Below are 13,862 nucleotides of genomic sequence, written 5' to 3' on the forward strand. Positions count from 1 at the left end.
CTTTTTCTCAAGAATCTTCGCGGGGATCACTTCGTCATTTTGATACTATTGTTCTTTGTGAATTACATGAATTTCTGTTTTTTCCAATTTCGGAACACTGACAATAACTGCTGTATCCTCTCTCCAATACCAACCGGAACCATAATTCAACGCATTCAAGGATGCACCTTCTGGAAGAGAAATCCCATTCAACTCCAGACTTTCTGGCTTTCTGTCAAAACCAAGGAGAACAATAAATTCTGTCTCAGATGCATGGCGAAGCATAAAGAAATCTTCACCCGTTTTGCCCAAAATATTGTATTCAATTTCTTTTCCATCTGCATACCGTTTGCCTGAAGTTTCATTTAAAGCTCGGCTCATAAGAACTGTATTCTTTTTTTCATATGTCATGCTTTGTCCAAGCTGCAATTCTCCATTCATAACAGACAGAATGCACGCTCCTTCCCGAATATAAACAGGAATTTTGTCAATTGGAACATCCACCTGAAAAATTCGGTTTCCACCAACCATCTTTCTGAAATCCAATAAATTGATCCATCTTCCTGATGGGAAATAAATTCTCCTCTTTTCCCCTTCTTGATGAACCGGAGCAACTAACAGATCTGAACCATAAAAATATTCATCTTCCCAATAGACAGCCTCTTTATCATTAGGAAATACTATTGGCAACGGTCTCATCATTGGTATGCCTGTTTTATGTGCCTCTTCCGCTGTATGAACCGAATATTTCAGAAGATTTTCTCTTAGCCATGCATAAAATTTATAAACAGACACTGCATATCGACTGTAAACCCACGGCTCTCTTGGGGTCACTCCATGGAAACGCATAATCGGTGAGAAGGCTGCAAATTCCGTCCAACGGAGATACGTTTCTTCGTCTGCAAATCCTGAATAACCTCCTGCATCAACACCCCAGAATGGAAAACCGGAAGCCGCCAGTGTCAGACCTCCATTCATTGCATAAGTCAGGCCTCTAAAGCTTGAAAGCTGGTCTCCACCAAACTGGCAGGAATACTTTTGAACACCCGCTGCCGCAGATCTTGAAAACAGCACGTGATCTTCTCCTTTATATTTTTCAAAGAGTTTTCGATACGCTTTTGTATAATCCAGCGCGTAAGCGTTGTGCATTTCATCTCCCGTACGACCATCGTAAAACACTGCTTCATCTGGAATAATTTCTCCAAAATCCACCATAGTTCCATCAAAACCTGCATCCATTCGATCATGCCATTGATTTTCCAGAAGTTCCTCTGCTCTTGGATGTGAAAAATCAATAGCACATGGAAGAACTTTTTCTCCACGATAACCCGGCGTTCTTGTAATTGGCAGATCTTCTTCCGCACAGTTCGGCAGAAGTTCCTTTGCCTGCTCCATATCCAGATGTGAAAACTGCCACGAAAAAACCCGCATCTTCTGTTGTTTTGTAAACGCAGCAATCTTATAAATTTCTTCTTTGTTGTAATGGTCTTCCCATTTCCAACCAGCACCCTCTGCATACAGGCCAGAATGTGGGATATCAAGATTTTTAAACTTCCGTACAACACCTTCCATCTCCTGGATTACATCGTGCGTCGGTCCGTCCATCCATCTGCCTACCCCACCGCCGGCCCACGGTTCAAACACCCACGCAGGCGGAAGCAGCGGTTTTCCGGTTAAGGCTGTATATTCCTCCATGTTTTCTAAGACGCTTCCCGTAAAAACATAAATATCTGCTTTGGGTCCTGCTGTTGTGATTCGAAGCCCTTTACTGACTCTTCCAATATCTGCTCTAATTCTGTAAAAACTGTTAATAAACAAAGAGTAACCTTTTGTAGAGTGTAAAAATGATACATTTTTGTAGGACTGATTTCCAATAGAACAATTACAACCTTCAAATGCATCTCTGTGCCACAAAGAAAGTACCCGACCTCTCTGGTTTACGGCATCAAATCGTTCACCGAATCCATACACCATTTCTCTTTCCAGAAGTGGTTGGCACACATCGAAACCTTTGCTTCCTGCATAATCATAGAGCTTGAAGTTATCTGCATCCAATACAAATTTTTCATCTGCACAGATTTTCCAATCATCTCCCGCTGTAATCACAATCACAGAATGTGCTGTTTTGATCTGATATTCTCCCTCTATTTCTGAAAATGTATATGAAACTGCTTCGCTGTCAAAATCTCCTTTTTCTCTTGTATAAAAGCGAAAACCACGATTCTGTGGAATCAATACGGCATCGCAGGTGTTCAAACCATATTCATACTTTAATACAATCTGATTCCCCTGATCTGAAACAGATTTCAGATGTGTGAATCCAATCCAGTTGTCTTCGTCTGCATCTCCAAGTGTGTGATCTGCATACCACCATGCCGTGAGCGTTCGGAAATAGCCAATCAAGACATCCAGTTCTCTGCAGGCTGTCGCAGTATCTCCTTTTCGAAGTGCTTCGTTGCAGAGACGTCTCTGTACCCAAGGATCCACTTTATCAAAAGAGTTTTCACATCTTGCATTTGGGAAGAAATCCATTCCTTCCAACATTAACACATCCTGCCATCTTTGTACGGTTATAATCCGATCTGGCAATTCATCCGGTGTTGTCGGCGTCAGCGATTTCTGCAGATGCAGAATCTCAGCCCGCTCATTTATAGATGGCCATTCCAGTGTCGCCGGCCGCTGCCAATGCATCGTTCCATCCGGTAGGATCACGCAAGCACTGTTGGAATAGATAACCTGCGGTGTTCCTCCAGGTGTGCACTCAATAAAGCTTTCCGGATCAAAATCAAATCTGGACTCGTAATTTGCATTTAAATCCAACGGATTTAAAGCCAAAACTTCACTGGTCTGATTCTTTTTCCGGTAAACCTGAAACTTAAAATATTTTTCCGGAAATCCACCGAACAGCTCCCATGGAATTCCAAACATGACACGCCAACAGTTTTTTTCTACAGCAATTTTGCATGTATATTTCCATGATGGGATTTCTGTTTTTACCGCATCATTTTTTTCGGTAAAGTAATCATTTAAAATTGCTTTATCGCCACCGAAATAGGTCATTCCCTTTTCCGTCCTGGCTCCCGCCTGTTTCTCTGTGTCTGCACAAAATACTGCGTAGTCTCGCTCTCCAAAATTTCCGCTGCTCAATGCAATTTCTATCTTATCTTTGCGAAGCATCCATTCTGTCTTCAGCACATTTTCATCGGACGGACGGGAAACCCTTGCCTCTTTTTCATAGCAAATCAGATACAAATACAGATTTTTCTGATCCCACATCATCCGTAGGTTTGTACTTGAAACGGTCTCTCTTCCGCCTGCGCTGTAAAAAGTATCCATTAACACCGCATGTTCCCATTCATTTAAATTCACCGGAATGGAAGGTACTGTCGAAACCGGTGCACCAAGTTCAACTGCTGCAATACCAAACGACTGTTTTTTTCTAGTTGTAATCATACTTCACCTCTAGGTTAAAATTTTGCAGAGAATCCGATATTATCCTTTTATGGAACCGTCTGTAATGCCCTGCTGCATAAACTGTTTCTGGAAAATAACAAACAATACAATAATCGGAATAATAACAATAACACTGGCAGCAAACATCAGTCCATAGTTAGTCGTATACTGCCCACGGAACAGTTGCAGTGCAACGGAAAGTGTTCTCTTGTTTGTCGATTTTGTAAAGGTAAGAATATCAAATAGGTTCGACCAGTATCCATTGAACGCCAATACTGCCTGTGTTGCAATTGCCGGTTTACTTAACGGAATAATGCAATGTAACAAGGTCTGAAACCTAGTTGCACCATCAAGGTACATGGACTCTTCCAGCTCTTTCGGCACTGCTTCAAAAAAACCTCTATAGAAGAAGGTGTTTCCTGCCACACAAGTGCCTCCCCACAGCAGCCAAATTCCTTTATAGGTATCAATCAGTTTCAATCCGTTTAAAACAGTGTACTGGGAGATCATAGCCAGCTGTGCCGGAATCATCATTGTGAGCAACAGCAAGTTAAAAATAGGCTCCTTTCCTGGAAACTGGAATCGTGAGAAAGAATATGCCATCGTGATCGAAATTAACAGATTTACGATAAGGCCCACTACAGACACGTATAGTGTGTTGAAAAAGTACGTCTGAAAATGGTTTGCAGTCCACGCTTTTACATAGTTTTCCAGATAAAGTGGAAAATTCGGAAATAAAATTGGCTCGTTCGGCAGAACACCCTTTACCTTCATAAATGAAGTCGAAATCATTGACAAAAAAGGAAGAAGACATATTGCTGTCAACGCTACTAAAATCACATGAATACAGATCTGACTGATTATTTTCTTTTTCTTCATTACTGCTCTCCTCCTTAAAGATTTTCACCATAGCGAAGGAATCTCTTCAGTCCCATGGAAATAGCAAATACAACAATACCCATGACAATACCACAAGCGGCCGCATACCCAAAATCGAAATAGTTGAAAGCCCTCCGGTAAATATAATCCATAACTACATCTGTTGTTCCGAGCGGATCTCCTTTCGTTAACAGGAATACCTGAATAAAGATATTCATCGCACCATTAATCAGATTAATCAGTAGATAAAGTGTAGTTCCTCTTAATCCCGGAAGTGTAACGTGGAAGAATTTCTGAACCGCATTGGCTCCATCCATCGTTGCAGCTTCATACTGATCTGATGGGATTCCAAGAAGACCGGCGGTGTAAATGATCATAACCCAGCCATAGCCCTTCCAGATTGAGCAGATCCAGATAACAAAGTTTCCTGTCCATGTATTCTTCAACCATGCTACCGGCTCTTTTAAGATTCCGATGGTAGTCAGACAGTAGTTTACAAGACTTCCTTCATCCGGTTGGAAAATATAATCAATGATATTACAGAAAACAACCCAGTCACAAATAACTGCAATATATAAGAGTACTTTATATACATTTTTTCCTGTTTTCAGGTTATGAATCAAAACGGCAACGATCAGGCCAAGAACCAACTGTCCTGGCACAGTAACCAGAACTGCTAAAATATTATTTCGAAATGCAATCCAGAAAAAATAGGCATCAGATCCTTTTGTTGAAATATCTTTGAACATTTTAGCAAAATTACTTATTCCAACAAATGTATTTTCCGAACCTGGCATAATGCTATAATTTGTTAGTGCAATATAAATATTCTTAATTTGTGGATATAATACAAAGACAATAAATAAGGTCATTCCCACTGCAAGGAAGGGCAAAACGGCCAACCATTGTTTCAGACCTTTGGAAAATCTTTCTGATAAAGGTTTTTTCATAACAGATACCTTTCCGGGCTGCTTTTTATCGCCCTATAAACAATTTCCACAGGCAAGAAAGCCTGTGGAAATTTGTTTCATCTTTCTTGAATTATGATGCCTCACCTGCAAGCAATGCATCCAGTTCCGGAGCAATCTTATCGAGTGCGGACTGTGCCGTATCCTCATGAAGAACTGCGCTCTGGAATGCTACAGAGAGTTTATCTGAAATTTTCTCCCATGCCGGAGATGGGGTACGGGATACAGCTCCCTCAAGCTGTTCAATATACGTACTCATATTCGGTACTGCTTGTACTTCTTCAGATTCGGCAATTGTTTTTACAGTCGGGATCAGATGTCCACCGCCTACAGCCTGTGCTGTCTGAGAGAATTCACTCATTAAGAACATTGCAAATACCCAGGATGCTTCTTTCTTATCGCTACTCTCAAACATAACCAGATCCTCGCCACCGTTAACGGTAAGAGATCCGGCTTTACCAGCCGGCAGAAGTCCTACTTCTACTTTTGCCAGATTTTCTTCATCATCATTTGTGAAGAACCATGGACCCTGATAACTAAACAGATAATTTCCATCGTAAAGACCATTTGCTGCATCCGGCTTTCCACCTGTGAAGCAAGGTCCAATAATTCCTTCATCATACCACTCAACGATAGTCTCCAGTGCCTTTACACTATCTTCACTGTTGACATAACCAGATGCTTTCGTATAGTCCTCATTGGTATAAACGCCGCCCAGAGAATGAAACAATGGAGCCATAGCCCAAGAGTTTGCCCCCTCGCATGCGATCAGATACTGATCTGAGCCAAGCTTGTCCTTCAATGCAACAACTTCATCGTAAGTTGTCGGAATACTGTCAATATTCAGTTCCTCCATCATGGTCTTACTGTAAACGCCTGACAGACAGTTTGTGTTTAATGGCAATCCATAATATTTTCCATTGTAATAATTAGTACTCAGCGGTCCTTCGTACAGATTATCTTTCAGATCTGCAAATCCTTCCAGATCATCAACTGCTGCAAGTGCTCCCATCTCAGCAAGTTCTGGAACCCAGATAATATCCATTCGCATCAGATCCGGGCCTGTTCCACTGGAAAGGCTGGTAATAATCTGTTGCATCAATCCATCGTATGGCATTCTTACAGCATCAACATGAATATTTGGATACTGTTTTTCAAACTCAGGAATAATGGTATCTACAAGAACCTCTTCCTCTGAATCACCATGTGTATGCCAATAGGTAATCGTTACATCGTCTCCATCGTACTGGATACCTGAACCAGAAGTATCTGAGCCCGTGTTGGATGTATCAGATGCGCTGGCACTGGCACTACCATTGTTAGAAGAACTCTTCGTATCCCCACTTTTGGAATTGCTTCCACATCCAAAAAGCACGGATGCTGCAAGGATTGCTGATAGTGAAACTGCTAATGTTTTTCTTTTCATCTCTTTTCCTCCTTTAGAAAAGTTCGTTTTTGTTATAATCTATTTTTATACTTTTTCTTATCTTTTCTCAAGACGCTTTCTTATCTAATCTATACAGTATTTTTACTTTATATCACTTTTTTATAGACTTTTTAACGAATTTCGATTAATATGTTATTGTGCAATCTTTATGGTATGTGATCATTTTTCCTTTTTTATTCATGGTTAATCTACAATTCAAAAGAGGGCAAAGCATATGGAAATTATCGAATATGAACCAATCAATTTGTATGACGGACGCTTTTGCAAGGTATTTCATTCTGACTGGATTCAGTTAGAAAAACCTAAAGATGTAAATTCAGCACCGCATTTTCACTGGCATAACAGTTTTGAATTTAACTGTTCTATTTCGGGAACACTGCGCTGTGAAATCGGCTCTACTATGACTTATGCAAAAGATAATGATTTTCTTTTTGTGAACCCAAATGTTATTCATAAGTCACTTGAAGTTTCTGCCTCCTTTCTAGGATTTGCAGTGCTTGTTCCTGTCTCTATCATACAGCTTTTTTTTAACCCAGATAGTAAAAACTACCCTATTATAGAACAGGATGTTGTGAACAGACATCGGAAAGAAATCATAGAACTTCTTATGGATATCTACCGATATTCACGATCCGAAAAACCGGTTGATCTCCTTGGGATGAATGCCTGTGTTCTCCAAATTTTTCATATCCTTCTCTCTGAAAGCATGGCTGCTCCGACTTGTACTACCCCCCCCCCGATCCAAATTAGAGGATTCGATTTCTTTTACCGAATATCTGGCAGCACATTATAGAGAACATATCACTCTAGAAAGTGTTTCCGAACATTTTGGCTTCAATCCGACCTATTTTTCCAGAATATTTGCCAAAAAAACAGGTCGCAATTTTAATGTCTATCTTTCTTCGCTCCGATTAGACCATGCGACCCACCTCCTTGAAACTACGACTTCTTCTATTCCTGATATTTCAGAAGAAAGTGGTTTTTCCAGTTCCCGCGCTTTTATTGAAATGTTTAAAAAAGTAAACGAACTCACGCCAAAACAATACAGGGACCAATGCAACGAGCACAAAAAAGTGCATCACTCCAATGACTGATTTTTTTCTTCTGACGTGCAGGCATGTGGTTCTTCTAATACTGCACCGACGTTTCTCCGTATCCTAGAGCGTGTCTGAAAAAGGCTTTTACGCTAGACGTTGATATGCCTAACGTCAAAACAGCTCAAGTGCATTTCTGCACCTGAGCTGTTTTTCTGCTTTTTCAACTATAATTGCATCATGCAAGCGGCCTTACGCTTCCTTCCGTAATTCCATTCTCATTAAACGCATCGACTCTCACATACACCGTTTCGCCATAAATCAAATCCTTTTCAAAATCTTTCATGTCTCTTTTCTCCTATGCTTGTATAATGTTCTCAGAAACAAGGTGGTCACTACTGTTTCCAATACTGATACGCAGTTTCATTCCGCTGCTGACGGTTTCCATGTTTTTGCCATAATATGAGAATTCTTCCTGGTCAATAAAGAAATCTACATCCTTCTTTTCTCCCGGATCCAGAAAGACTTTCTGAAAACGGACAAGCTCTTTCATCGGACGCACCACAGATGCATGTAATGTTTCGTAATAACACTGAACGACCTCTGCCCCCGCAATATTGCCTGTATTACTTACCTTACAATGTACATGCACTCTTTTGTCCTGTTCCATCCGAACTTCAACATCCGAAACATCAAACTCTGTATAGGATAATCCAAAACCAAATGGATATAATGGTGTATTGGGAATATCCATATATCTGCTGGTGAAACGGTTCTCCAGGTTATCTGCAGTAAGCACATGCCCGGTTTTTACATCCCAGTAGCTTATGGGCACCTGCCCCACACACCATGGGATACTCACAGATAATTTGCCGGAAGGGTTTAATCTGCCATACACAATATCTATGATTGCTTCAGCTCCCATAGTGCCGGGTCTCCATGCCATAATGACAGCCTTGGATCTTTCCGATATCCTCCGCAGGTCCAATGGTCTTCCTGTAATTACCACAGTCACAATATTACTTGTACGTTCTGCTATTTTTTCAAATAACACCTGCTGTTCCTCCGGCAAAGTCAGAAATGCCCTGCTGGCAGCCTCTCCTGACTGGGACTCATGTTCACCCAGTACACATACAACCGTATCTTCATGGGTTATCGTTTCCAGCCACTGCTCATCCCTTGGCTTGTCAGACAATTCCTGTTCCACCTGCCATACCTTACACTCTTCATCAGAAAGAATATTGCATCCTGTAATACATTCTGCTTCTATCTGCTTTTTTTGCAAAACATCTTCTATTGTTTCAACTGCCTCATGTTCTCCAAAAATTGACCAGCGGCTTAATAGTTCTCTTGACGCTGTATAAGGACCTGCCCAGATAACTTTCTTCTTCCTGCTTAATGGCAGCAGCTTTTCATTTTTCAAAAGGACACAGCTTTCGCCCGCCAGCTGATATGCCTTTTCCCGGTTATGCAAAGTCAGTTTTCCACTCTTTCCAAGACCGGCAAACGGATTTTCAAAAAGCCCCAGCTGATTTTTCATCATCAGGACCCGGAATGCACTTTCATCAACAAACGCTTTCGGGATTTTTCCGCTTTCTACCAGTTTTTCCAGACACAGCATATAAGCAGGACTCATCATATCAATGTCTACACCGGCTTCTGAAGCCTGGATTGCTGCTTCTTCCATATCAGCTGCCACTCCCTGTTCTTCCAGCTGACCTATGGAGCCCCAATCTGAAATTACAGTTCCCTCAAATCCTTCCTTATCCCGCAGAAGCCCTTTAAGAAGTTCCTTATTTCCGCTTATCGGTTTACGGTCAATAGCATTAAAAGCTGTCATGACCATAGCAGGCTTTGCTTTTAATGCCATACGGAAAGGTTTTACATACTGTTCCAGAAATGTCCGCTTGGATATTTCAACATCATTATATTCCCTTCCTGCATTCACTGCCCCATAACCCGCAAAATGCTTCAGGCATGCCGCTATTCCGGCATCATCTTTCTGCTGATAGCCATCTACCATTGCTTTTCCCATGATCCCATTTACATATGGATCTTCTCCAAAGGATTCCATCATCCTTCCCCATCTGGGATCTCTTGAAACATCAATCATAGGAGAAAATGTTGCTCTGAGCCCTTCTGAAGATGCCTCTGAGGCAGCTATAGAAGCCGCCTCAGACACCAGTTCCGGATGAAATGAACACGCCTGCCCCAACGGAATCGGAAAAATCGTCCGACATCCATGGATAACATCTGCCATAAAAAGAAGCGGAATATGATGGGGATGCTGTTCCATATATCTGCTCTGAATATCATAAATTTTATCTTTACCGATCACTCCAAGCACTGAACCGGCATATTGAATGATCCATTCCGGTGGTAACTGTTCGCCAACAACACCGGTGAGTACTGCCTCTTTATCGAAGTATACACCGGTGAGCTGCACCATCTGTCCTATTTTTTCCTGTAATGACATTTCTGACAGCAATTGCTGTAATTCATGTATTTCCATAAATACTCCTTATGTTCAATCCGTTTATTTCTAATGTTCATTTCTCCAAAGAGCACCTGAGCTGTTTTTCTGCTTTTTCAATATAATTGTATCATGCAAGCGGCCTTACGGTTCCTTCCGTAATTCCATTCTCATTAAACGCATCGACTCTCACATACACCGTTTCGCCTTCTACCAGCGCTCCAATATTTTGCTCCGGCATAAAGGTCATGCAGCTGTGATACAGCTTGTCCGGTGCAAAACCCCAGAGGACGTTATATCCGACAGCGTCTGTCTGTGGCTCGATGGTGATGCGCATATCCATAGTTCCGGTCCGCTCTGCCTGGTACTGCGGTGCGGATGGTTTTTCGCCGTTGCCAAGGCCGAAAACACGAAGGCCGGAGATGCATGGATTCTGGTTGTACGGCACTTCAAAAACAGTGAGTTTCAGATAACGGATCTGTACACCCTCTTCTTTTACGATGAAATCATGCGGCAAATTGGTTTCTGCGTCTGATTTATCTGCCAGAACAAAATAGTTTGTTCCATCGGCGGATGCCTCAAGCAGCCATCTGGTCTTATGCTGGCTCGGGTCGATATATCGTTCCCCCTGACGCTCGCCCGGCAGAGGTGAATCGATTTTGTCATCTGCAAAATTGATCTGTACGGCGCGGACATCTTTTACCTCACCAAGATCCATCGAAATCCACTCACCCGGCTGATTTCCGGCTGCGCGCCACCAGGTCTGGATATTTTCATCTGTCGCAAACGACGGTTCTCTGCCTTCTTCCGAGGACGATGCCGTCATTGCTTTCTGATAGCTTAAGAGATACCACTCCGGTTCTGCCCATGGGTCTTCTTTTGCCTGCTCCACCGCCATCGGCCAGTCGCCGAACTGCTGATTGCAGAACAGGACACCATCTTTGTCGAAGCCTGCCCGCCAGATGCCGACGCGACGCTCCATATCGTGGTTTTTGCTGATCTGCATTGTCGCGGTATGCCACCAGTTTCCATAGCGGTCTTCCATCGTCGAACCGTGGCCTGCACCGCGCAGGAATCCGCCCGGTTTGTAGGAGTACGGATTATTCTTCGCCAGATGGAACGGGCCGAGCGGAGAATCGCTCTCGTAAACACCATCGCCATAAACGTTAAATTCCGTTCCCGGACCAGCGTACTGGAGGTAATAGTTTCCGTCGTGTTTCGTCATCCATGCGCCCTCGATGAATGGTCTCTGGCTGAACATGATTTTGGCAAATCCAATCTGCTCCTCCGTCAGTTCATCGACCGGTTTTCCCTGTGCTTTCAGAAATTCTTTAAATTTTTCTACAGCTTCCTCTTCGCTGAGCGGCATTTTGGAATGGTTTTCTCCCACACGCTCATATCCGATTCTTTCCGGATTTCCGTAAATCAGCTCGATCCGCTCGGTCTTCGGCACCATTGTCTCTTTGTCGAGCTCGACGCCCCAGATCGGCGTCACGTTGTTGCAGCCCCAGTAAAAATAGAGTTTTCCATCATCATCGAGAAACAGATTCGGATCCCAGAAATCGAAAGTTCCCGGGATGCGCTCGAACGGGCCGTTCAGGATATCTTTTGTGCGGTAAAAATCACAGATCGTGCCGCGGCGGGATGCGCTGAAATAGACGTAATCGCCGACCACGCGCACATCCGGCGCATAGTCATACAGCGGCAGGCTCTCCGGCAGCCGGTGGCTCTCCCAGTGTACCATATCCTCCGAAACCCAGACGCTCAACGTCATGGATGCAAAAATATAATATTTTCCCTGAAATAAAATCATCGACGGATCGGCGGCCTCGCGGGAAATCTTGTCCTCACCGCTTCTCATATCCTGAATGAACTGGTAACGGTAATCCATATTTAACGGATTGCAGAAATACTGTTTTTTCATCAAAATTCCTCTTTCCGGACGGTACGTAAAAACCCCTGTTCGTACATCCTTTTTTCTTATGATAGAAAAAGTTTAGCATATCCCGCAAAGAAAGAAAATGTTCTGATTTGACTTTTTTGTTGCACTTTTTGGACTGTTTTTTGTCTCATGTATTGGACAAATTCCTGTCAAAAATAATACTCTTTGATATGCATCTTTATATATGTTGCTTAGCATTTAAACAGCGCAGATCATTAACTGATCTCTAAAGCAAGGGTGAAAAGCCTATTTTTTGAGCTCTCACCCTTGAATATCATAGAACAACGATTTCATTTACAGACTGTTCCACAGTATTCCGGAAAATCTGTTTCTTGCAACTCTCACTCCACAGAACTGATTTTTTATGTCATTTTTGTATCTTTTCCTTCCATTTCTGTATTGTTTCTGTAAAGACATGCTCTTTTTGCTTTTCATCTTCCTGCGCCTCATACTTAGATAGTAAGGAATTAAGTTCCCTGTCCCATATCGAATAAAATCGAACGGTTTTTACTTCTTCCTGTATCGTTTTGATTTGTTTTTGATCTTGTCTTGAAAGACTCCGCATTCGTTTTTCCAGTTCCTTTTTGTAAATAGAAACTCCTTGCGGAAATCTTATATTACTTGCCTCTCTCCTATCTTCTAACTCTATTCCTTTTCCTGATAAAACTTCTTCACTGTATAGCACTTGTAAAAAGGAGACTGCTTTTAAAGGTTGCTTTGTGTTCTTATTAATTCCTGCATAAAGTGTAACATTTGCAGTGAATCCGCTTTCCTGATTCGGCATTGCAAATACCGTATGAACTGTTTTTTCACCTCCAAGTTCTTCCAAATCATTTAGACTTACTACTCCTGTATCTTTTATTTTCCAGTTTAAAGCTAATGATCTTGTTTTTAATGCTACTGTTTCATCCAAAACTTTTTTTATCTGCTCTTCCGAATATAGAAGTGTTTTTTTCTTATAATCAACTACCTCACTAAATGTATCAAAAAATTGAACCCCACTTCTTTGCCCTACAATCTGTTGAATTGCTTTTTCTTTTTGTCTGGCTAATTCCAGCCAATTTCTTGATATTTCTGTATTTTCCGGTAAATCCTGTGTTGTAAATGCATATAGAAAATAATCGTATGTCATAGGAAGCAGTATTTGTTCCTCATTAGCCATACCTGCAGACAAAATCCTCTCTTCTAAAATATCTATATCAAAATATTTCATGTATGGTTTCAACGAAAGAAAGGTTCCCTGATATATTTCTTTTTGGGGATCCTCAAAAACAACTGCTCTTTGCTCACTCCAGGTCGGATTCGGCCCCTCTGCCAAAAATACATCCGGTCCTTCTCCCATCGTAATTTCATTCTGGATCTCCTGTACTTTTTCTTCCGAAGCCTGTTGCCCTGATGGGATTACCATTAATTCCACTCCATTATTTTTATATATTTTCTTCCAGGCTGCCACTATTTGAAGTACCGTTTTTTTATTTTCTTCATCAACACAAATTTTTAATGGCATTTCCGTTTTCTCAATTTCAATCTTGGCTTGTGTATCTGCATATACCGTTTCTGCATTTAAGCTCCCACTGACTAATGTGATGTTAATCAGAATCAAACCAAAAATTTCTTTCAACCTTTTTCCCATCATTATGCTACCCCCTATGTTTCTATATAGCACAAGGCTATTGCATGACTTCTG

9 protein-coding genes are annotated in these 13,862 nt (G+C 41.8%); 2 read left to right on the top strand and 7 right to left on the bottom strand.

Annotated elements, in window-relative coordinates; translation table 11 throughout:
- Window positions 1-45: 45 nt before the first annotated feature.
- The 4 genes from I2G42_RS07855 to I2G42_RS07870 all read right to left on the bottom strand — a co-directional run bounded on the left by I2G42_RS07855 (window position 46) and on the right by I2G42_RS07870 (window position 6,705).
- Entirely contained in the window at window positions 46-2,814 is a 2,769-nt protein-coding gene (locus I2G42_RS07855) for a glycoside hydrolase family 31 protein (RefSeq protein WP_195530928.1), read from the bottom strand.
- Window positions 2,815-3,471: 657 nt separating this feature from the next.
- Window positions 3,472-4,311 carry a carbohydrate ABC transporter permease gene (locus tag I2G42_RS07860; RefSeq protein ID WP_117801812.1) on the bottom strand — a complete coding sequence of 280 codons (840 nt, stop codon included), beginning with the start codon at window positions 4,309-4,311 and terminating at the stop codon, window positions 3,472-3,474.
- A 14-nt stretch (window positions 4,312-4,325) separates the two neighbouring features.
- Entirely contained in the window at window positions 4,326-5,261 is a 936-nt protein-coding gene (locus I2G42_RS07865) for a carbohydrate ABC transporter permease (RefSeq protein ID WP_195530929.1), read from the bottom strand.
- A gap of 91 nt (window positions 5,262-5,352) precedes the next feature.
- Window positions 5,353-6,705: an extracellular solute-binding protein gene (locus I2G42_RS07870; RefSeq protein ID WP_117801810.1), complete on the bottom strand. Its 1,353-nt coding sequence runs from the start codon at window positions 6,703-6,705 to the stop codon at window positions 5,353-5,355.
- 235 nt (window positions 6,706-6,940) lie between these two features.
- On the opposite strand from I2G42_RS07870, the gene I2G42_RS07875 reads away from it, so the two are divergent.
- Window positions 6,941-7,519: an AraC family ligand binding domain-containing protein gene (locus I2G42_RS07875; RefSeq protein WP_117813121.1), complete on the top strand. Its 579-nt coding sequence runs from the start codon at window positions 6,941-6,943 to the stop codon at window positions 7,517-7,519.
- A 7-nt stretch (window positions 7,520-7,526) separates the two neighbouring features.
- Window positions 7,527-7,820, top strand: coding sequence for a helix-turn-helix transcriptional regulator (locus tag I2G42_RS16990; RefSeq protein WP_416388228.1), 294 nt, complete (start codon window positions 7,527-7,529; stop codon window positions 7,818-7,820).
- Between the two features lie 298 nt (window positions 7,821-8,118).
- Here I2G42_RS16990 and I2G42_RS07880 read toward each other — a convergent pair whose 3' ends face one another.
- The 3 genes from I2G42_RS07880 to I2G42_RS07890 all read right to left on the bottom strand — a co-directional run bounded on the left by I2G42_RS07880 (window position 8,119) and on the right by I2G42_RS07890 (window position 13,811).
- Window positions 8,119-10,272 carry a glycoside hydrolase family 3 N-terminal domain-containing protein gene (locus I2G42_RS07880; RefSeq protein ID WP_117813125.1) on the bottom strand — a complete coding sequence of 718 codons (2,154 nt, stop codon included), beginning with the start codon at window positions 10,270-10,272 and terminating at the stop codon, window positions 8,119-8,121.
- 91 nt (window positions 10,273-10,363) lie between these two features.
- Window positions 10,364-12,157 (bottom strand): family 43 glycosylhydrolase, encoded by a 1,794-nt coding sequence (locus I2G42_RS07885; RefSeq protein ID WP_195530930.1) that lies wholly within the window; start codon window positions 12,155-12,157, stop codon window positions 10,364-10,366.
- 385 nt (window positions 12,158-12,542) lie between these two features.
- The gene (locus tag I2G42_RS07890) at window positions 12,543-13,811 is read right to left on the bottom strand and encodes an extracellular solute-binding protein (RefSeq protein WP_055267228.1); all 1,269 of its coding nucleotides are present in this window, start codon (window positions 13,809-13,811) and stop codon (window positions 12,543-12,545) included.
- Window positions 13,812-13,862 lie beyond the last annotated feature (51 nt).

It is taken from the genome of Fusicatenibacter saccharivorans (assembly GCF_015557635.1).
Taxonomy (GTDB): Bacteria; Bacillota; Clostridia; order Lachnospirales; family Lachnospiraceae; genus Fusicatenibacter; species Fusicatenibacter saccharivorans.